The organism is Xenorhabdus hominickii (genome assembly GCF_002632725.1).
Classification (GTDB): Bacteria; Pseudomonadota; Gammaproteobacteria; order Enterobacterales; family Enterobacteriaceae; genus Xenorhabdus; species Xenorhabdus hominickii.
The window spans coordinates 334,786-355,021 of sequence record NZ_NJAI01000002.1 but is presented as its reverse complement, the minus strand read 5'-3'; the positions used below and the strand labels follow the sequence as shown (position 1 = coordinate 355,021).

The following is a 20,236-nucleotide window of genomic DNA, read 5'->3' as shown; positions in this document are numbered from 1 at the left end:
AGATATACCCAATAGCCTTCAAGTCACAGCTCGACCCATTGAATGCTGGCAGGTATAAATTGAACAAGGCATAAGGGATAGTATGAACAGTAAAAAGTTTGCTCTTGCCCTCTTGGCACTCATTGTTGTTATCAGTGCAGTTGTTGGTGTTTATTATTATCAGGAACGAAATGGCAAAGAATTGACCCTATATGGCAACGTGGATGTCAGAACAGTCAATCTTGGTTTTCGGGTTGCAGGTAAACTGGCGGCTCTACAAGTGGATGAAGGCGATGCCATTACGGCTGGTCAAACCCTCGGCCAGCTTGATGATACTCCCTTTATCAATGCCCTGAATCAAGCCAAAGCTGCCCGTGATGTTGCCAAGGCAAACCTTGCCAAAGCTGAAGCAGGTTATCGTACTGAAGAAATTGCTCAAGTGCGGGCTGAAGTGGCTCAAAAAGAATCCGCTTTTCACTTTGCCGATAGTTTCTTAAAACGCCAACAAGGATTGTGGCAGAGTAAAACCATCTCAGCCAATGATCTGGAAAATGCCAAAACCGGACGAAACCAAGCAATGGCAGCTTATCAGGCGGCAAAAGATAAGTTGCGCCAGTTTGAAAGCGGTTATCGCACCGAAGAAATCGCGGCAGCCAAAGCTCAACTTGCCCAAGCAGCAGCAACTGTTGACCAGGCTGATTTGAATCTAAAAGATACCCAACTGACCTCTCCCTCCGCAGGCGTTATCCTGACCAGAGCTATTGAACCAGGCACAATGCTGGCGGCTGGAAATACCGTTTTTACCTTATCACTCACCAACCCGGTCTGGATCAGGGCATATATTGATGAGCCTAATCTGAATCAGGCTACAGCCGGGCGGGAGATCCTGATTTATACTGATGGCCGGAAAAATCAGCCCTATCATGGCAAAATCGGCTTTGTTTCTCCGACAGCCGAATTTACCCCAAAAAATGTTGAAACTCCCGATTTAAGAACGGATCTGGTGTATCGCCTACGCGTCATCGTCCTTGACCCCGATGAAGGATTGAAACAAGGCATGCCAGTCACTTTGCGTTTTACTGATCCTAATCTTACTGACGTAAATAAGTAAGGGGGGAACATGACCAGTTCAGCTTATACGATAAAACTGAACGGCGTGGAGAAAACTTTTCCAGGATTAGACGCCCCTGCTGTATCACACCTTCAGGCAGAAATTCAGGGTGGATCAGTCACGGGTCTTGTCGGCCCGGATGGCGCAGGAAAAACCACGTTGATGCGAATGCTGGCCGGATTATTGCGGCCAGATAGCGGCACTATTGAAATCATGGGGCTTGATCCCATCAAAGACAGCGTTCAAGTCCGTTCTGAGCTGGGTTACATGCCACAAAAATTTGGCCTGTACGAAGATTTAACCGTAATGGAAAATCTTACTTTATATGCCGATCTGCGTGGTGTACTTGGTGAAGAACGCAAAGCAACGTTTCAAAAATTGCTCACGTTCACAGATTTAACCCGTTTTACTGAACGGTTAGCAGGAAAATTATCTGGCGGTATGAAGCAAAAATTGGGGCTTGCCTGTACCTTATTGGGTAGCCCAAAGGTTTTACTACTTGATGAACCGGGAGTGGGTGTCGATCCCATTGCCCGCCGTGAATTATGGCAAATGGTGCACGAACTCGCTTCTGACGGGATGCTGATTTTGTGGAGTACTTCTTATTTAGATGAAGCCGAATTATGCCGTGATGTTTTGCTAGTAAATCATGGTAAATTGCTTTACCGGGGGCAACCACAAGATTTAACCAAAAATATCGCTGGCCGCTCTTTTTTACTTGATGTCCAGCAAGACTCTCGCCGTAAAATCCTGCAACATGCCCTCACGTTGCCACAGGTGACTGATGGCGTGATTCAGGGAAAATATGTCCGCCTGATCTTAAAAACAGGGGCGGATAGAAATGCGTTACTCCAACAAATAGGACTAACTGAAACAAATATCTTCGAAGCCGAACCTCGTTTCGAAGACGCTTTTATCGATTTATTAGGCGGTGGCCCGTCCCATCGTTCCGAATTAGCTGAGATCATGCCTCAAATCCCGCCAAATCCAACCGAAACCGTGATAGAAGCCTGTAACCTGACCAAAAAATTTGGTGATTTTGCCGCGACTGACAATGTGGATTTTCAGGTAAAACGTGGTGAAATTTTCGGTCTACTGGGGCCAAATGGTGCAGGGAAATCCACTACCTTTAAAATGATGTGCGGGTTGATGATCCCGACCTCAGGCAATGCGCTGGTTCTGGAGATGGACTTAAAAACCAGTTCCGGCAAAGCTCGCCAGCGTCTTGGCTACATGGCTCAAAAATTCTCGCTTTATGGCAACCTGACCGTTGAGCAAAATCTCAAGTTCTTCTCTGGGGTTTACGGACTAAAAGGTCGGCATCAACAAGAAAAAATGTCGGATATGATCAAGGCATTTAATCTCAAACCCATCCTATACCAAAAAACGGATAGTCTCCCACTCGGTTTTAAACAACGCCTTGCCCTTTCATGTGCATTGATGCACGAACCTGACCTTCTGTTTTTGGATGAACCTACTTCCGGTGTTGACCCGCTGACTCGCCGTGAATTTTGGTTACATATCAACGGCATGGTGGATAAAGGCGTTACTGTGATGGTAACAACCCATTTTATGGATGAGGCAGAATACTGTGACCGTATCGGGTTGGTATTTCGAGGAAAATTAATCGCAGCCGGAACACCCGATGACCTGAAGCAATTGGTCGCCACTGATGAACGGCCTAATCCCTCCATGGAAGATGCATTTATCGATCTCGTCGTGAATTACGACAAGGAGCCGCAATGAGTCACCCTGAACATGCAGCATCCCAGAAAGCCGTCAGTTTCTCATGGCGTCGATTGAAAGCACTTTGCATTAAAGAAACCAAACAGATTATCCGTGATCCCAGTAGTGCTTTGATTGCGGTAGTTATCCCATTGATGCTGTTATTTATTTTTGGCTATGGCATTAATCTTGATTCCAGTAAACTTCGCCTCGGTATTTTGATGGAACAACAGAGCGAAGATGCCCGTGAGTTAGTTCACGCATTTACTGGTTCCCCTTATATTGATGCCACTATCAGCGATAACCGACAATTTTTAATCAAAAAAATGCAGGAGAACCAAATACGAGGCATCATCGTCATACCTGTGAATTTTGATGCCCAGCTTGCCCGTGTCGGTAGTCATGCCCCGATTCAGGTTATTACTGATGGCAGTGAACCCAATACCGCCAATTTTGTTCAGGGCTATACCAAAGGCATCTGGCAAATCTGGCTACAACAACGAGGGCAAAATCGTGGTGTCTCGACTGATCCGCTGATTGATACACAGGTTCGCTATTGGTTTAATCCCGCAGCCATTAGTCAACATTTTCTCATTCCCGGTGCCGTCTCAATCATTATGACCGTTGTGGGCGCAATCCTTACTTCACTCGTGGTTGCCCGTGAATGGGAGCGTGGGACGATGGAAGCTCTGCTTTCAACCCAAGTCACCCGAACCGAATTATTACTCGCCAAATTATTGCCCTATCAAGTGCTGGGCTCGTTTGTCATGGTACTTTGTATGATATTTACGGTTTTTGTGCTGGGTGTTCCCTATCGTGGCTCGCTCTGGATACTGGCGTCCGTATCCAGCCTCTATCTCGCTACCGCCTTGGGTATGGGCTTACTGATATCCACCTTGACGCGGAATCAATTTAATGCAGCCATGATTTCCCTAAATGCGGCTTTTTTGCCTGCCATTATGTTGTCTGGTTTTGTTTTTGAAATAGACAGCATGCCACTCTTTATTCAGGCTTCGACTTATGTCGTACCTGCACGTTATTTTGTCAGTAGCCTACAGACGCTCTTTCTAGCCGGTAATATCGGCACGGTATTGATCACGAATGTGCTTCTGCTGATTGCCAGCTCCATCGTCTTTATTGGCCTGACTGCGTGGAAAACCCGTCGGCATCTGGATTAAAAAGGAAAGAGCATGTTTCATCGCCTGTATACATTAATCATGAAAGAGTTACAGTCTCTTCTGAGAGAACCGCAAACACGGAGTATTTTGATCTTGCCCGTGATCCTTCAAATGATCCTGTTTCCATGGGCAGCTACGCTGGAAGTCAAAAACGCCACTATTGCTATTTATAATGAGGATAAAGGACAGGCTTCGATTGAATTAACCCAACGACTGGCAAAATCGAAAGCATTTACTGATGTTATTTTGCTGACCAGTTCACAGGAAATACGCCCAACGCTGGATAATCGTGAGGCTTTGCTTTTAGTCCGTTTCCCACAAAATTTCAGTGCCAATATTGCGAGCCAAACACCGACTTCAATTCAAGTTTTGCTGGATGGACGCAATTCAAACAGTGCTCAAATTGCGGCCAACTATATTCAGCAAATTGTAATGGATTACCAAAAACAGTTATTGGGAAATACACCCAACTTCAATAACAGTGAATTGGTCATTCGCAACTGGTATAACGCCAATTTGGATTATAAATGGTTTGTCGTACCGTCACTGGTTGCCATGATTACCACCATTGGCGTCCTAATCGTTACAGCGCTGTCAGTCGCACGCGAGCGGGAACAAGGAACGTTGGATCAATTACTGGTGTCCCCGCTGGAGACATGGCAAATTTTCCTTGGTAAAGCCATCCCGGCATTGATCGTCGCGATCATGCAAGCAACTATTGTTTTGCTGATTGGGATATTGTGCTATCAGATCCCCTTCGCAGGTTCATTGCTGCTGTTTTATGGCTGTATGTTAATTTATGGATTATCTCTGGTGGGTTTCGGTTTGCTGATTTCTGCTGTCTGTTCGACTCAACAGCAGGCGTTTATCGGTGTGTTTGTATTTATGATGCCTGCCATTCTGCTTTCCGGATATATCTCTCCGGTTGAAAATATGCCCGTCTGGTTGCAAGATATTACGTGGATTAACCCCATCCGGCATTTTACTGATATTACGAAACAAATTTATTTGAAAGGGGCAGATTTATCAGTTATTTGGCCAAATTTGTGGCCTTTATTAGTCATTACTGCAACCACGGGTGGAATCGCTTATCGACTGTTCCGTAGTAAGATTGCTTAATGAAAGAACATATTTCACTGCATGTATACCCTTCATCTTGGGTATATCACTCAGAATCAATTGAGGTAATGAGATGTGTGTAGAAAATATTCTGCGAAATGCATTACAAAATTCACTCCAGTTCTTTAATTTAAAATCCACCACTAAATCATATAGTAATCTGCAAATATTACATAAAGACAAACGTCAATTTTACTCATCTGAGAATATACAGAAGAAAGAACAGTCATTAGGACTAACAGAAAAATATGTTGCTGACTCTTGGTCTAATGACCCTCATAGTAGACACTCGATTCTTTTAAAGACACAACGTCCTAATGAATATGTGGGTAATGTATGGGTATGTGACTCTTGGGCTAAGATAGTTTGCCATGCATACAGGTACCCAGTTGAATGGAAGATCACTATGTCAAACTGGCACATAAGAGGAAAAGTATTGTCTACATATAACGAAAAAAATATTTCCCCAAAAGAGGAACACGTTTATCACTTAATGGAACGATGCCATTTTTTTGTGCTATATATCAGAAACATTTCGATTTCACATCTTCTGCATCACACTAAAAATATTATCCAAATAAAAGCACATCGTTAAATGGAGAGATAGACTAAAATCTCTCCATTTTCAGACTATAACCAACCTATTTATTCTACGGTTATTATCGACGATCACCCAGAATACGAAGCAACATCAAGAACAAGTTAATGAAGTCCAGATACAGAGTCAGTGCACCAGTAATAGAGTATCTGCGCAGGTTCTCTTTATCATTGACATCCAGTTGTTCACCCATTTCTTTCAATTTCTGGGTATCGTAAGCAGTCAGACCAGCAAAAACCAAAACGCCAATATAAGTGATTGCCCACATCAGAGCCGGGCTTTTCAGCCAGAGGTTTAGCAAAGAAGCCAGAACGATACCGATCAGCCCCATAAACAGGAAGCTGCCCAGACCACTCAGGCTACGTTTGGTGGTATAACCATAAACGCTTAATGCACCAAACATTCCCGCTGAAACCACGAATGTGCTGGCAATAGAACCGCTGGTATAAACCACAAAAATACTAGACAACGTCAAGCCTGTCAGCATCGAATACAGCATGAACAGACCTGTCGCTAACGCCCCACTCATTTTATGAACTAAACCAGACAGCACAAACACCAGTCCAAGCTGCGCAATAATCAGGCCATAGAAAACAATGGAACTACTGAAAATGGCGTTTAAAATTTCAGGGGTATTTGCTACATACCATGCAACAAATGCTGTCAACAACAAACCACAAGTCATCCAGCCGTAGACTTGTGCCATATAAGTTTGTATACCAGAACCAGTTTTCTGGACAATCGAACCATTAGAACGTTGATATCGGTCCATGACGATTACCTTTTTATAACAATGTTGAGAGATTGAGATTGTTCAAAAATAAACAATCTATTCAAAAGTTATACATTAGCATAGAACATTAACAAAGCCATCCGCCAATTAATGACTATTTCAGTGACATCTTATTTATCTGTCCGGTTTTCGAGATAGGCCACAGAATTATTCACCAACTCGCTGTATCAACAGTCTTTTACCAACGATTTGCTGCATCCTGATCACTTTGCTTTGTTTCAACCCAACGCTCCCCTTCCGCCAGACATTCTTTTTTCCAGAATGGTGCTTTGGTTTTCAAATAATCCATGATGAATTCAGCCGCGGTAAACGCCATGCTACGGTGAGAACCAGTGACGCCAACAAACACAATTTCATCTCCCGGATAAAGTTTACCAACACGATGAATAATGCTGATACGTTGCAGAGGCCAGCGCCGACGCGCTTCATCAGCAATATCCTGCAACATTTTTTCTGTCATGCCCGGATAATGCTCCAACGTTAACGCATTAATACTATCCCCCAAGTTATGGTTACGTACCTTACCCGTAAAAGTGACGACAGCACCATCTTCATCACACTGCGAGAGCCACTGATATTCATCACCCACATTGAATGTCTTCTGTTGGACACAAATGTGTGTATTTTTCATTTTTATCCTCCCGTAACCGGTGGAAAAAAAGCCACTTCGTCACCATCATTCAGAGGATGTTCAGCATGAACAAAGGATTGATTCACAGCGGTCAGTAGTTTTCCCTCTTCCAATGCCAACGCCCATCGGTCGCCTTTTTTTATTAGAGCATGATGAAGATGTGCTACCGTTGGATAGTCATTCGGAAGTTCAAGGGAATCTTGTCCCACCAGTTCACGGACTTGAGCAAAAAATAGAACTTTTATCATACTTCCACCTTAAAGTTTCCTGACTTACCACCACTTTTCTCCAACAAACGCACAGGGCCGATAACCATATCTTTTTGCACTGCTTTGCACATATCGTAAATTGTCAAGGCAGCCACCGATGCCGCAGTTAATGCTTCCATCTCCACCCCTGTTTTCCCCGTTAAGCGACAACAGGATTCGATTCTGACGCGATTGTGCTCGGTTTGTGCTTCCAGTTGAACTTCCACTTTACTAAGCAGTAATGGGTGACAAAGCGGGATTAATTCCCACGTCCGTTTTGCGGCCTGAATACCCGCTATGCGAGCAGTCGCAAAAACATCTCCTTTGTGATGATCACCTGCAACAATCATGGCCAATGTTTCAGACTGCATTTCAACAAATGCTTCAGCCCGTGCCTCACGCACAGTTTCCGATTTGGCAGAAATATCTACCATATGAGCTTCACCCGCAGTATTGATATGGGTTAGTTGAGACATTTTTTACTCCTGAAAAATGAGTTTGCAGTTAAATTAACCACCAATAAAAGAAAGGTTAGGAGTAATGCCGCTATCTCCCTGATGTAGAAAGTGAGTTTCTCGCTTATGATGCAGACCACCCTGAATCCGTAATTTCAGCGAATCAAGTGATTCATCATCAGCCAACAAATCACGCAATGGAATGCCTTGTTCACCGAACAAACATAAGTGAAGATTGCCAATTGCAGACACCCGCAGGCGGTTACAACTTTGGCAAAAATCTTTTTCATACGGCATGATAAGACCGATTTCACCCTGATAATCAGGGTGGCGGAAAACCTGAGCCGGACCGTCACTACGTGCGCGTTGCTGTTTCTGCCAACCTTGTTGCAACAGTTGATTACGGATCACGTCGCCAGAAAGGTGATGGCGATGGAAAATGTCGCTACCCTCCCCCGTTTCCATCAATTCAATAAAACGCAACTGGATCGCACGGTGTTTAATCCAATCAAGGAAAGCAGGCAAATTGGTATCATTCACATTCTTCATCAATACTGCGTTGACTTTCACAGTATTGAATCCCGCTTCAAAAGCCGCATCAATACCACGCATCACCTGAAAAAATTTATCCTGTCCGGTGATAGAGTGAAATTGTCGAGGATCAAGGCTATCAATACTGACATTGATCGCAGTCAGCCCGGCCTCTTTCCATTGGGCTACGTCCCGTTCCATTCGGTAGCCATTGGTTGTAACGGCAATTTTCTTGAGCTGCGGGTTTTCGTGGACAGCGGTGATAATATCGCAAAAATCACGACGCATGGTCGGTTCCCCTCCGGTCAGGCGGATTTTCTCTGTGCCAAGCTCAGCAAATGCACGGCTAACACGACGAATTTCCGACAGGGAAAGAAACGATTTATGACCATGAGGTCGATATCCATCGGGTAGACAGTATGTGCAACGAAAGTTACACACATCTGTAATAGATAACCTCAAGTAATAGAACTTACGCGAAAACGCGTCTGTGAGTTGTTCCACAATAACACCTTCCAAATTCGGGAGATACAGGCATTTCTACCTTGTATCCTGGTGACTCAGGGGCCACGGCCAAGGCATCATATCAATGTGGTATCAGGTTGATAGAACAGAGACTTAGACACAGAGGCTAGGAGTTAATATCAATTAAAGTCTGTGTGAATAATTACATAAGTAACGATGTGCTCGTCGAAGATTCTAGCGCTTAAGATGACAAAAATCTAATGAAGTTCCGGTATGTATCTTATTATACAACGAGTTAAGATGGCGTTGTACTCAATAAATCTCGCGTTGTTATCGTACAAATTATGTGGTGCTATCGCACAAAATCACCATAATTTCTGCAAGGATACTATTTTATGATAAATTACATGAAAATTATTAAAGCCATCTACGTTTACCCAGTAACAGGAATCCTATGCGCAACCGCACATTAGCTGATTTGGATCGCGTCGTCGCCCTCGGTGGAGGTCACGGACTTGGACGTGTTATGTCCTCCCTTTCTTCTCTTGGAGCCCGTCTGACTGGTATCGTTACCACAACCGACAATGGCGGCTCAACCGGCAGAATACGACGCTCAGAAGGCGGAATTGCATGGGGAGACATGCGCAATTGCCTTAATCAATTAATCACAGAACCTACCATTGCTTCCGCTATGTTTGAATATCGTTTCAGTGGAAATGGTGAATTGGCTGGTCATAATCTGGGCAATTTGATGTTGAAAGCGCTAGATCATTTAAGTGTCCGACCTCTTGAAGCGATCAATCTGATCCGCAATTTGCTGAAAGTCAATGCGCATCTAATTCCTATGTCAGAACAATCAGTTGATTTAATGGCTGTGGATGATCAGGGAAACACGGTGTATGGCGAAGTAAATGTCGACCAACTTAATTGTGTACCACAAGAGTTATTGCTCTATCCCCAAGTCAGCGCGACGAAAGAAGCAATGGAGTCCATTGAGCAAGCAGATTTAATTTTGATCGGCCCCGGCAGTTTTTTCACCAGCTTAATGCCGTTGTTGTTATTGGACGATTTAACACAATCTCTGCGCCGCAGTAATGCGAACATGATTTATATCGGTAACTTGGGGAAAGAACTTAGTCATGCTGCTGCCGGGTTATCGTTGCAAGATAAACTGAAGATCATGGAACATAAGATTGGACGCAAAATGATTAATGCACTTATTGTCGGCCCGTGTACCGATATCAGCTCTTTCAACGATCGGGTGGTAACACAACAGGTTTTGGAAGCGCAGGATATTCCCTATCGTCATGATCGTGAATTATTACGACAGGCGATCGAACACACGTTGCAAAAGTTGGGTTAACTGGAGTTGAGTTAACTGTAGATAATCATTTTAGATAACCCTAACCCCAACTCCGCAGGCAGAGATAGAGAGTCAATTATTTTGCTCTCTATCTGATGCTTATTCCACCGCTATTCAAATTCTATTTCGTCAATATCTCACTCAGGAATTGGTGATAAATTGTGTCCGCAATGCCTGTACTTGATCGCGAATGTTGGCAGCCTGTTCGAATTCAAGATCCCTTGCATGCTGGTACATTTTATCTTCCAACTCACGGATTTTGCTCTCCAACTCTTTCGCTGACAATGTACGGTAGTCATCCGTACCCACAGCAACTTTGTTTTTTCCTTTATTTTTCCCTTTGCCATTGACGGGCTGACCAATTCGCAGAATGTCGCCAATTTTCTTGTTTAGTCCTTTCGGTACAATACCGTGCTCTTCGTTAAATGCCTGCTGTTTGGCACGGCGGCGCTCTGTTTCTTCAATAGCTTTCGCCATAGAGTTAGTAATTCTGTCACCATACAAGATAGCCTTACCATGCAGGTTACGCGCTGCGCGGCCGATAGTCTGGATTAAAGAGCGCTCAGAACGGAGGAACCCCTCTTTGTCAGCATCTAAAATCGCTACAAGAGAGACTTCCGGCATATCCAAGCCTTCACGAAGCAAGTTAATACCAACCAAGACATCAAATTCCCCCAAACGAAGATCACGGATAATTTCCACACGTTCAACAGTATCAATATCTGAATGGAGGTAACGCACTCGTTCGCCATGCTCTTCCAAATATTCGGTTAAATCTTCTGCCATTCGTTTAGTCAGGGTCGTGACCAATACTCGCTCATTTTTCACGGCACGGATACGAATTTCAGACAGCAGGTCATCCACTTGAGTTGCCACTGGTCGAACTTCAACTTCAGGGTCAATCAGCCCCGTCGGACGCACAACCTGTTCAACCACTTCATTACCGGATTTTTCCAATTCGTAGTGACCGGGAGTGGCTGAAACGTAAATACTCTGTGGTGCCAGTGATTCAAATTCCTCGAATCGCAATGGACGGTTATCCAACGCAGATGGCAAACGAAAACCATATTCCACCAACGTTTCCTTACGGGAGCGATCTCCGCGGTACATGCCGCCAATTTGAGGAATGGTGACATGAGATTCATCTACCACCAACAAACCATCCGCAGGCAGATAATCAAACAGTGTAGGAGGTGGCTCACCCGCAGAACGGCCAGACAGGTAACGGGAGTAGTTTTCAATACCTGAGCAGTAGCCCAGTTCATTCATCATTTCGAGATCGAATTGTGTTCTCTGAGTAATACGTTGCTCTTCTAATAACTTATCTGATGCCAGCAGCACTTTGCGCCGTTGTTCGAGTTCAACTTTGATTTCTTCCATCGCCTGAAGGATACGTTCACGCGGTGTTACATAGTGGGTCTTGGGGTAAATAGTATAACGCGGTACATTGTATTGCACTTGGCCTGTCAGTGGATCAAATAGAGACAGCCGCTCCACTTCATCGTCGAACAATTCAACGCGCAACGCGTGCTCATTCGATTCTGCGGGAAAAATATCAATCACTTCACCACGAACCCGGAATGTTCCGCGCTGGAATGCCTGATCGTTGCGAGTGTATTGCAGTTCCGCCAAACGACGCAAAATAGCACGCTGGTCAATTAACATGCCCTCGGTTAAGTGAAGCATCATTTTCAGATAGCTATCGGGATCTCCCAGACCATAAATTGCGGAAACAGAAGCCACAACAACAACATCCCGGCGCTCCAGTAAAGCTTTTGTGGCTGACAGACGCATCTGCTCAATATGCTCATTCACTGAAGCATCTTTTTCAATAAAAGTATCAGAACTGGGGACATAAGCTTCTGGTTGATAGTAATCATAGTAGGAGACAAAATATTCCACCGCGTTTTCTGGGAAGAATTCTTTCATTTCGCTATAAAGCTGTGCCGCCAATGTTTTATTGGGGGCTAAGATCATGGCTGGCCGATTCAAGTTTGCAATCACATTGGCTATCGTGAAAGTTTTACCTGACCCTGTGACCCCCAAAAGAGTCTGATGAGCCAAGCCATCTTCCAACCCTTCCTGTAACTGACTGATAGCCGATGGCTGATCGCCTCCCGGTTCAAAATCAGAATGTAGCTTGAAGACCTTGCCCGTTTCTTTGCTCGTTTCTTTGCTCATTTTCCCCCACCGTCATGGACACCCCTCGCCCCCATGCTATCTGTATACCAACACAATATTCCAACACAATGCTTTTATAATACTGGATAAAAAACCAGCTTCAAGTCAGTTAGCAAAATAATGTTGTTTTTATTTCAAAGAAAGACCGAAGAGGTTCAGTGGCAAGAAACCTTAAATTAACTCATGGTGATATTAACATTTAGTTAACATAAATGGCGTCTATTTTTATCCCCAGATAATAAGCTTGCTTTTTCTTATTCTTGTATTAACTACTGAAATGATAAAGCATCGAATAGCAAAGGGATGTAGAAAGGGATTGATTTTATTCAACCAGTTGATTTTTTGGATGAAAAAACACAAGGAGAGAATAACAGCAAATCCTACGCAAGCCGCGTGTTATCTTGCGTGAGGATACTTTTCTAAAACTAATTCACAGGGTTATCCACAATAACAGTGGATAACTCAGCCAACCCTATTAGGCATGCATGATTGCGGAGTTATCCTCTTTTACAAATATCCTCAATAGAGGAATATTTTTATCCTGTTTTAGAATTAATTTACTCTATTTATTGTTCAAAAATGGTGCAATTATTATTTAAATAAAGTACCTTATGTATAAAAAATGTGACTTATATCTCAATTAGAGTGGCTATTTTACCTAACGCAAAGTAAACAATTAGTTAACCAATGAATTGATATCTATATATTCCCCTATGTGATTGTTATCGTATGATTTGCTCAAGTGAGGAATAATACCCAATAAAGGAGCTGGGATCATGCGCTCCAATGTATCCAAATACGCCGCCTGACGTTTGCCGGCTGGCTCAATTTCATTAGCAACCCAACCGACCAGTTTCAATCCAGCATGTTGGATCGCTTTGGCTGTTAATACAGCATGGTTGATACAGCCTAATTTAATACCGACAGTTAAAATCACAGGTAAATCTTCCTGAATGACCCAATCAGCAAAGGTTGTATTCTCCGATAGTGGCGTATACCACCCCCCCGCGCCCTCAACTAAAACCCAGTCAGACTTTGCTGCTAAGGCATCCAATCCCCTTGATAGCACTGAAAAATCAATGGGCTGGTTTAGTTCAGCGCTCACGATATGGGGTGATGTCGGCTCAATAAATACCAACGGGTTCACTTCCTGATACGTTAGCGACACCGAACTGTTACGTTGTAAAGCCAGCGCATCGCCATTGCGTATTCCTTCCGCCGTTATTTCGCTTCCTGATGCCACTGGTTTATAACCTGCGGTTTGATATCCTTTTTTATTTGCGGCTTGCAGCAGAGCACAACTAACGACTGTTTTACCGACTTCAGTATCGGTTCCAGTAAGAAAATATTTATTTGTCATCGTGGATTTATTTATCACAATATATGACTCCAAAAGCGATTTGATAGCTTAATGGGTAATGCCCATTATTTGTTGGATATACCTCAGCAAGAGCGTTCAGGCGTTTTCGAGTCATTAATCCCTGCTGACGGCCGTGATGAAGGTGTGTCGCCCCTATCCCTTTCAGAGAATTCAATAAGGGTAAGAGTTGCGGATAATGCTGGTCATATTGTCGGCTAATGATTTGGTGTCGATAGGATCGACATGCTTGTGTGATTGTCTGCAACGACAGAAATTGATTAATGTGCCGATAATCATCCACCCGTTTCCATGCAGTTTCCAATTCATATAATGAACCTTGCGCAAGTGTGGAAAATACAATAATCCCACCTGGACGCGTAACGCGATAAAATTCCTGCAATGCGTTGGGTAAATCATTACACCATTGTACTGCCAGATTGCTGAAACAGATGTCTACGCTGTTATCCGCCAACCCCAGATGCTCAATATCCCCTTGCAAATAATAATCAGCAACTTGCTGATTTTGTGCATGGCTTAACATCCCGGAAGCCAAATCCAATGCGATGACTTGTTTACCTTTTTGCTTCCAGCGAGCACTGAAAAAACCCGTTCCGCATCCTGCATCCAATACCCGAATACCTGTCTTTTCCGTCTGAACCAACGCCATCAAGTATTCGCCTGTTTGCTGTTGTAATTTAGCCACAGTGTCATACTTAGCCGCCACGCGTCCAAAAGCACCCGCAATTGCTTGCTTGTCTACATACTTAACAGCTTGAGTACATTTAACAGTCTGATCCATGCAATGCCCCCAGTAATACATCAATATCCTGTCGTGTATGGCTTGCTGTCAGAGTAATGCGCAGGCGGGCACTGTCGGGAGGAACCGTCGGCGGGAGTATTGCCTTGACCCATACTTTTCTCTGCCTGAGCTGGTGAGATAGTGCGAGGCAACGTTCATTGTTTCCAATGATTAATGGCTGAATGGCTGTTTCCGAATCCATCAAAGCAAAAGACAAATGCTGCGCTTCACGACGAAAATAACGGATGTTGTTTTGTAATGACTGACGCAGACTCTCTCCTGCCCGAATTTGCCTCACCGCCTCGGAAAGAGCCACTGCCTGAGCAGGTGGCATTGAAGTGCTGTAAATCAGATGTCGGGAGTACTGGAGTAAATATTCAGCAGTTTGTTCATCACACAAAACTGCGGCTCCACTCAATCCAAATGCTTTACCAAAGGTGACAATCAGAATCTCTGGTTTAACATTCTGCGACCAACAACTGCCGCGCCCTTCATGACCATGAATGCCGATACCATGGGCATCATCCACCATCAGCCAGCTTTTTGAAGATCTCGTTTGCTGTGCGATAGCTTCTAACGGAGCACAATCCCCATCCATACTGAAAATACCTTCTGTGACGACCAACGTTTTGCCGACACACGTTTTTGCCAAATGATGCTTAAGTGAATCCAAATCGTTATGCAGAAAACGCCGAAGCTGTGAAGGAGAATGCATGGCTGCTTCCATCAGTGAGGCATGACTGAGACGATCGGCAATAATCCGATCCTCTTTTTCCATCAAGGCTGCAATCACACCTTGATTGGCGGCATAACCCGAGATAAACAGCAAAGCGTGGGAATATCCCAACCATTCTGCCAATTGCTGCTCCAGAACGTGGTGCGCTGTTGTGTAACCCGTGACATGCCCTGAGCCGCCACTCCCCACACCATATTGTTCAGCCCCTTGTTGCCAGGCGGCAATGATCTGAGGATGTTGACTCAATCCAAGGTAATCGTTGCTGGAAAAATTTAAATATTGACCATCCGAAGTGAACAATAAACGCCCGTCAGAACCCTGATGGGCTTGTCTGTTGCGCCATAGCGAAGTTCCCCGACGTTCGGCCAAACGTCGGGAGAGAGAGTCTGACCAGCTCATTATATTGCCGCGTTATAGAATTGTTCGTTATCAGCGTTATGAATAATAGCTTCACTCAAGTGCTGCTGCTGTTGGTTGTCACCAAATGCTGTCTTTGTCTGTTGCGGATTAATACCCAATCGACGGAAAAGTTGCAGATCTTTATCCTCATCCGGGTTTGGTGTAGTCAGTAATTTACAACCATAGAAAATCGAATTAGCACCCGCCATAAAACACATGGCCTGAGTCTGCTCATTCATCTGCTCACGCCCTGCGGATAAACGAACATGGGATTTCGGCATCATGATCCGCGCCACGGCAATGGTACGGATAAAGTCAAAAGGATCGACATCTTCATTATTTTCCATTGGCGTTCCCTTTACTTTGACCAGCATATTGATCGGCACACTTTCGGGGGGTTTTGGTAAATTAGCCAGTTGTACCAACAATGCGGCCCTATCACGGATTTGCTCTCCCAGACCAACGATACCACCGGAACAAACTTTAATGCCTGCATCCCGAACGTTATCCAAAGTATCCAACCTGTCTTGATAACTACGGGTAGTAATGATATTGCCGTAAAATTCTGGTGAGGTGTCTAAGTTATGATTGTAATAGTCCAGACCTGCCTCGGATAAGCGCTGTGCCTGAGAATGATCCAACATTCCCAACGTCATACAGGTTTCCATCCCCAGTGCTTTCACTTCCTTCACCATCTTTTCCAAATACGGCATATCACGTTCATGCGGGTTCTTCCAAGCGGCTCCCATACAAAAACGGGTTGACCCCGCTTTTTTAGCCTTGTGCGCTGATTCGATGACTTTTTCCACTTCCATCAGCCGCTCTTTTTCTAAGCCGGTTTTATAGCGGGAACTTTGTGGACAATATTTGCAGTCTTCTGGACAAGCACCCGTTTTTATCGAAAGCAGTGTACTCACCTGTACTTGCTGTGGGTCAAAATGTTCACGGTGTATCTGTTGTGCTTGAAATAATAATTCAAAAAAAGGTTTATCAAACAAAGCCTGTGCCTGCTTGATAGTCCATTGTTGACGCTCGCTCACAATAACATCTCCGAAGTGGAAAAATGTTGTCAGTTTAAATAACGCCGCTATCATGTCAACCAAAATGAACCAACAAAGGTTTACAAGTAATTTACTATGAACCCTTCAGATATTGAATTTGACCAGCGCCATATTTGGCATCCTTACACATCAATGACCCATCCGCTTCCTACCTATCCGGTTGTATCAGCCACAGGTGTAGAGCTGGTTTTATCCGATGGTCGCAGGCTTATCGATGGTATGTCCTCATGGTGGGCAGCCATCCACGGTTACAGTCATCCAGTACTCAATGAAGCAGCAAAATCGCAAATCGACCAGATGTCCCATGTTATGTTTGGTGGCATAACCCATCCTCCTGCGATTGAATTGTGTAAGCAATTAGTAGCAATTACACCTGATTCATTAGAGTGTGTTTTCTTGGCAGATTCAGGCTCTGTCGCCGTGGAAGTCGCTCTAAAAATGGCCTTGCAATACTGGCAAGCTAAAGGGGAAAAACGCCAACGATTACTGACGCTGCGCCATGGTTATCATGGTGACACTTTTGGTGCGATGTCTGTCTGTGATCCCGAAAATTCAATGCATAATCTGTATAAAGGTTATCTGCCAAATCATCTGTTTGCCGATGCGCCACAGTGTCAGTTTAGTGACGAATGGCAACCTGAAGATATCACTCCTTTCAAGCAATTATTATTGCAATATCATGATGAAATTGCCGCTGTGATTCTGGAACCCATCGTTCAGGGAGCAGGCGGAATGCGGATTTATCATCCCGAATATCTGCGCCAAGTTCGTCAACTCTGTGATGAGTATCAGACCTTGCTGATTGCAGACGAAATCGCTACCGGATTCGGGCGAACAGGAAAACTATTCGCCTGTGAACATGCGAAAATCGAACCGGATATTTTATGTTTAGGCAAAGCATTGACGGGGGGATATATGACGTTATCAGCAACGCTGACTACCCGCCAAGTCGCTGAAACTATCAGTCAAGGTGAGGCCGACTGTTTTATGCATGGCCCAACTTTTATGGGAAATCCTCTGGCTTGTGCTGTAGCCAGCGCCAGCCTGAAATTACTCGTTGACAGCCCGTGGCAGCAACATATTCAGTCTATTGAAGCTCAGCTAAAAACAGAATTATTTCCGCTTAAGTCACACAATGCAGTTGCAGATGTTCGGGCATTGGGCGCTATTGGTGTTGTTGAAATGAAACAACCCGTTGATGTCGCTTCATTACAATGTCATTTCGTTCAACATGGTGTGTGGATCAGGCCATTTGGTCGATTAATTTATTTGATGCCACCTTATATTATTCAACCAAAACAGCTATCGAGACTGACAAATGCTATTGCTGATGTAATAATTAAGCAATAATCTATCCACAAAGATTAAAACACAGAAAAAGAGCAATAAAATGAACCCAGCCACATATTTATTTATGTGGCTAAATAAACAAAACACAGTGAAAAACAATTTTAAAAATAGCATTAATCGTATTGAGATGCTATAAACCAATATCCATCAACATTTGGTTATCATATTTCTAATAAAAAATAAAAGAATATAAAATCATACTCAAAAAACACTCTTTGACAAATATTAACAGCCAAAATAGAGGCTATTACATCATCTTAAAATAAATTCTCTGATATATTCATAATGCAATCACATTTATTTAAACAATGAGGGAAATATTATGAACACAGAAAATTTAACCACACCTACTAATGAAGAATCGCAAGATGTATTTGAGTTATCTAAAAATAGATATGAACAAGAAATCTCACATTATGAAGCTCTTGTAAAAGAAAAGCCTGAACTCGCTCATCTATTTGCAGAAAACATCAAACCGGATTCATCAACCAGCCCAACTTTAAACCTAACAGAGTTTATTAGTGGGCATTTTAACATTAACACATATCACCAATATGGAAGTTATCCCTTTATCCAAATATCATCTTATCCCGCTATCATTGGACACGCACCCAATATGGGAAAAACAACCAATTTTAATGGTTATGTTTATGGCGGATATAACATGCCAATATTGAATTTCAATAACATTCATCTTGGAGGAGTAGTAAAAAATGCTCAATCCATTATAAATACACCACTAAATTTTCAGCTTTACATTAACCCAAGAAATATAGTCTTGCGTCTTTTCAGAGGAAATATTTATTTGGGCGATTTATTTTCCGCCTATCAAAATTACATATTAATTACATACCCTATTGTTCTATCTGGTATTGGAACTTTTAACTTAATCCAAAATCAATAATGACAATAAAGTTGTTTCCAGCCACATAGCCAGCTATGTGGCTGGAGTCAGTGAACCAGATATTCCTGAGTATTATGGGAATACGCTTGAAAACAATGAAGCTAGAGTTGGATTTATCACCAAGAAAAAATTAGCCTTAAACATCCCTTTAAAACCAATCAAATTTGCTACGTTAAAAATAGCACGACTCAGATTTATAACGCTAATACTGTTAACCATATCAGGCCATTACAAACTATTTAACTTTGAAATTAGCTGACAATTGATATTTAATAATCAAACAACTGGTTGATAATGAAAAAATAACGTCTTTTAACCCTTCCCCTGATTTTAAACAGATATCAAAATCATTTGAAGATTGTAGTTTATTCACTCAACGACTGGGAACGATGACGTTTCGAGCGCTGAGCAGAAAAATTGCTACTTGCGCTACCTACCATTCCTGTGATGACATTAGCGGGAGATCGAATAATCCCAGAACAGTTATGGCAAGCTGGGAAGTCTTTTCCTGCATTAGCCGTGGTAAGTCGTTTGGTAAAGATTGATGACTGAAGTATTGCCCTGGCATAACGAGCTGGGTTTAAGGGAGCAGAGGACTGACCGGATGTCTCGTCCGATTCAATAAATACCTTATTCAACGCCTGTACTTCAGCATGCAACCCAGCAATACCCGCCATCGTCGGCAAAATATTTCCGTTATGTGCAATATGCTCTTCAACCAGACGTTGAGTCATCGGGTGCAGCGTTTGCCCACTTTTTTCATACATGCTTTTTAACCCCAAGATAAATTTACTGGTATCCTGTACCTGATATTCATTTGCCATGTTATTTCTAAATTCATCTTCTATGTCATAGCTGCGTTTACTTTGCCAGCATCCCGCAGGCCTGTTTATCTCAATGGTTTTCTGAGGCAGCAGTTCCACACCGGGAAACAATTTTCCAGGGGCCAAGTTTTGGTTTTTATCCTTAAAGTTAACAAACTCATCTTGATAGGAGCCGTTATGCAAGTAGCCTGCATGGGCAGCAAAGTCTTTTAATGCATTTTTGGTATATTTTTTCATCCCCGGTGATTTTGTCTTAGGCGTTTTTTGGGATTCAGTGAGAATTAAGTCCGTTTTATTTTGGAATGTCGTCATCTCCTTAGAAAAAAACGGTCGTGACTCCAATAGTTAGATAGCCCTATAAAGAATAGTATTCACGTTCGATGAAAGTCCCTATCACCTTATCGTGCATCTCCTCTGATTTGGAAT

The 20,236-nt window shown here is 43.3% G+C and carries 18 protein-coding genes and 1 riboswitch; of the genes, 7 read left to right on the top strand and 11 right to left on the bottom strand.

The window, feature by feature from the left end; all coding sequences use genetic code 11:
- Positions 1-82 precede the first annotated feature (82 nt).
- From hlyD to Xhom_RS08810, 4 genes are read left to right on the top strand one after another with little or no spacing between them, the layout of a single operon-like run.
- Positions 83-1,090 (top strand): secretion protein HlyD, encoded by a 1,008-nt coding sequence (gene hlyD, locus Xhom_RS08825; protein WP_069316468.1) that lies wholly within the window; start codon positions 83-85, stop codon positions 1,088-1,090.
- 9 nt (positions 1,091-1,099) lie between these two features.
- The gene (locus Xhom_RS08820) at positions 1,100-2,836 is read left to right on the top strand and encodes an ATP-binding cassette domain-containing protein (protein WP_069316469.1); all 1,737 of its coding nucleotides are present in this window, start codon (positions 1,100-1,102) and stop codon (positions 2,834-2,836) included.
- Positions 2,833-3,993 carry an ABC transporter permease gene (locus tag Xhom_RS08815; protein ID WP_069316470.1) on the top strand — a complete coding sequence of 387 codons (1,161 nt, stop codon included), beginning with the start codon at positions 2,833-2,835 and terminating at the stop codon, positions 3,991-3,993. Before Xhom_RS08820 ends, Xhom_RS08815 begins: the two co-directional genes overlap by 4 nt.
- 12 nt (positions 3,994-4,005) lie before the next feature.
- Positions 4,006-5,112 carry an ABC transporter permease gene (locus Xhom_RS08810; RefSeq protein WP_069316471.1) on the top strand — a complete coding sequence of 369 codons (1,107 nt, stop codon included), beginning with the start codon at positions 4,006-4,008 and terminating at the stop codon, positions 5,110-5,112.
- Positions 5,113-5,771: 659 nt separating this feature from the next.
- On the opposite strand, the gene Xhom_RS08800 is transcribed toward Xhom_RS08810, so the two are convergent.
- From Xhom_RS08800 to moaA, 5 genes are all read right to left on the bottom strand, one after another.
- On the bottom strand, positions 5,772-6,482 hold the full coding sequence (locus Xhom_RS08800; RefSeq protein WP_069316473.1) for a Bax inhibitor-1/YccA family protein: 711 nt from the start codon (positions 6,480-6,482) through the stop codon (positions 5,772-5,774).
- Positions 6,483-6,681: 199 nt separating this feature from the next.
- Positions 6,682-7,134, bottom strand: coding sequence for a molybdopterin synthase catalytic subunit MoaE (gene moaE / locus Xhom_RS08795; RefSeq protein WP_069316474.1), 453 nt, complete (start codon positions 7,132-7,134; stop codon positions 6,682-6,684).
- 2 nt (positions 7,135-7,136) lie between these two features.
- Positions 7,137-7,382, bottom strand: coding sequence for a molybdopterin synthase sulfur carrier subunit (moaD, locus tag Xhom_RS08790; protein ID WP_069316475.1), 246 nt, complete (start codon positions 7,380-7,382; stop codon positions 7,137-7,139).
- The gene (moaC, locus tag Xhom_RS08785) at positions 7,379-7,858 is read right to left on the bottom strand and encodes a cyclic pyranopterin monophosphate synthase MoaC (protein WP_069316476.1); all 480 of its coding nucleotides are present in this window, start codon (positions 7,856-7,858) and stop codon (positions 7,379-7,381) included. Before moaC ends, moaD begins: the two co-directional genes overlap by 4 nt.
- 33 nt (positions 7,859-7,891) lie before the next feature.
- On the bottom strand, positions 7,892-8,872 hold the full coding sequence (moaA, locus tag Xhom_RS08780; protein WP_069316477.1) for a GTP 3',8-cyclase MoaA: 981 nt from the start codon (positions 8,870-8,872) through the stop codon (positions 7,892-7,894).
- A riboswitch (molybdenum cofactor riboswitch) is annotated at positions 8,862-9,018 on the bottom strand. It overlaps the preceding gene by 11 nt.
- A gap of 269 nt (positions 9,019-9,287) precedes the next feature.
- On the opposite strand from moaA, the gene yvcK reads away from it, so the two are divergent.
- On the top strand, positions 9,288-10,196 hold the full coding sequence (yvcK, locus tag Xhom_RS08775; RefSeq protein WP_069316478.1) for a uridine diphosphate-N-acetylglucosamine-binding protein YvcK: 909 nt from the start codon (positions 9,288-9,290) through the stop codon (positions 10,194-10,196).
- 141 nt (positions 10,197-10,337) lie between these two features.
- Here yvcK and uvrB read toward each other — a convergent pair whose 3' ends face one another.
- The 5 genes from uvrB to bioB form a co-directional block, all read right to left on the bottom strand.
- The gene (gene uvrB / locus Xhom_RS08770) at positions 10,338-12,377 is read right to left on the bottom strand and encodes an excinuclease ABC subunit UvrB (protein WP_069316479.1); all 2,040 of its coding nucleotides are present in this window, start codon (positions 12,375-12,377) and stop codon (positions 10,338-10,340) included.
- A gap of 676 nt (positions 12,378-13,053) precedes the next feature.
- On the bottom strand, positions 13,054-13,737 hold the full coding sequence (gene bioD, locus Xhom_RS08765; protein ID WP_069318454.1) for a dethiobiotin synthase: 684 nt from the start codon (positions 13,735-13,737) through the stop codon (positions 13,054-13,056).
- 7 nt (positions 13,738-13,744) lie between these two features.
- Positions 13,745-14,536, bottom strand: coding sequence for a malonyl-ACP O-methyltransferase BioC (gene bioC / locus Xhom_RS08760; protein WP_069316480.1), 792 nt, complete (start codon positions 14,534-14,536; stop codon positions 13,745-13,747).
- On the bottom strand, positions 14,520-15,671 hold the full coding sequence (bioF, locus tag Xhom_RS08755) for an 8-amino-7-oxononanoate synthase (RefSeq protein ID WP_069316481.1): 1,152 nt from the start codon (positions 15,669-15,671) through the stop codon (positions 14,520-14,522). The genes bioC and bioF overlap by 17 nt, the downstream gene beginning before the upstream one ends.
- The gene (gene bioB, locus Xhom_RS08750; RefSeq protein ID WP_069318455.1) at positions 15,671-16,711 is read right to left on the bottom strand and encodes a biotin synthase BioB; all 1,041 of its coding nucleotides are present in this window, start codon (positions 16,709-16,711) and stop codon (positions 15,671-15,673) included. Before bioB ends, bioF begins: the two co-directional genes overlap by 1 nt.
- A 96-nt stretch (positions 16,712-16,807) precedes the next feature.
- Here bioB and bioA point away from each other — a divergent pair, with 96 nt between their 5' ends.
- Both bioA and Xhom_RS08740 read left to right on the top strand, forming a co-directional pair.
- On the top strand, positions 16,808-18,082 hold the full coding sequence (gene bioA, locus Xhom_RS08745) for an adenosylmethionine--8-amino-7-oxononanoate transaminase (protein ID WP_069316482.1): 1,275 nt from the start codon (positions 16,808-16,810) through the stop codon (positions 18,080-18,082).
- 322 nt (positions 18,083-18,404) lie between these two features.
- Positions 18,405-18,986 (top strand): hypothetical protein, encoded by a 582-nt coding sequence (locus Xhom_RS08740; RefSeq protein ID WP_069316483.1) that lies wholly within the window; start codon positions 18,405-18,407, stop codon positions 18,984-18,986.
- Between the two features lie 365 nt (positions 18,987-19,351).
- Here Xhom_RS08740 and Xhom_RS08735 read toward each other — a convergent pair whose 3' ends face one another.
- Positions 19,352-20,122: a YwqJ-related putative deaminase gene (locus tag Xhom_RS08735; protein ID WP_069316484.1), complete on the bottom strand. Its 771-nt coding sequence runs from the start codon at positions 20,120-20,122 to the stop codon at positions 19,352-19,354.
- Positions 20,123-20,236 lie beyond the last annotated feature (114 nt).

What these genes read in the sequence shown, in the direction of transcription:
- moaD (WP_069316475.1), bottom strand. Translation starts at nt 7,382, where the DNA reads ATGATAAAAGTTCTATTTTTTGCTCAAGTCCGTGAACTGGTGGGACAA.
- Xhom_RS08740 (WP_069316483.1), top strand. Translation starts at nt 18,405, where the DNA reads ATGAACACAGAAAATTTAACCACACCTACTAATGAAGAATCGCAAGAT.
- bioA (WP_069316482.1), top strand. Translation starts at nt 16,808, where the DNA reads ATGAACCCTTCAGATATTGAATTTGACCAGCGCCATATTTGGCATCCT.
- bioD (WP_069318454.1), bottom strand. Translation starts at nt 13,737, where the DNA reads ATGACAAATAAATATTTTCTTACTGGAACCGATACTGAAGTCGGTAAA.
- hlyD (WP_069316468.1), top strand. Translation starts at nt 83, where the DNA reads ATGAACAGTAAAAAGTTTGCTCTTGCCCTCTTGGCACTCATTGTTGTT.
- Xhom_RS08820 (WP_069316469.1), top strand. Translation starts at nt 1,100, where the DNA reads ATGACCAGTTCAGCTTATACGATAAAACTGAACGGCGTGGAGAAAACT.
- uvrB (WP_069316479.1), bottom strand. Translation starts at nt 12,377, where the DNA reads ATGAGCAAAGAAACGAGCAAAGAAACGGGCAAGGTCTTCAAGCTACAT.
- Xhom_RS08800 (WP_069316473.1), bottom strand. Translation starts at nt 6,482, where the DNA reads ATGGACCGATATCAACGTTCTAATGGTTCGATTGTCCAGAAAACTGGT.
- bioF (WP_069316481.1), bottom strand. Translation starts at nt 15,671, where the DNA reads ATGAGCTGGTCAGACTCTCTCTCCCGACGTTTGGCCGAACGTCGGGGA.
- moaC (WP_069316476.1), bottom strand. Translation starts at nt 7,858, where the DNA reads ATGTCTCAACTAACCCATATCAATACTGCGGGTGAAGCTCATATGGTA.
- Xhom_RS08815 (WP_069316470.1), top strand. Translation starts at nt 2,833, where the DNA reads ATGAGTCACCCTGAACATGCAGCATCCCAGAAAGCCGTCAGTTTCTCA.
- Xhom_RS08810 (WP_069316471.1), top strand. Translation starts at nt 4,006, where the DNA reads ATGTTTCATCGCCTGTATACATTAATCATGAAAGAGTTACAGTCTCTT.
- yvcK (WP_069316478.1), top strand. Translation starts at nt 9,288, where the DNA reads ATGCGCAACCGCACATTAGCTGATTTGGATCGCGTCGTCGCCCTCGGT.
- bioC (WP_069316480.1), bottom strand. Translation starts at nt 14,536, where the DNA reads ATGGATCAGACTGTTAAATGTACTCAAGCTGTTAAGTATGTAGACAAG.
- moaE (WP_069316474.1), bottom strand. Translation starts at nt 7,134, where the DNA reads ATGAAAAATACACACATTTGTGTCCAACAGAAGACATTCAATGTGGGT.
- Xhom_RS08735 (WP_069316484.1), bottom strand. Translation starts at nt 20,122, where the DNA reads ATGACGACATTCCAAAATAAAACGGACTTAATTCTCACTGAATCCCAA.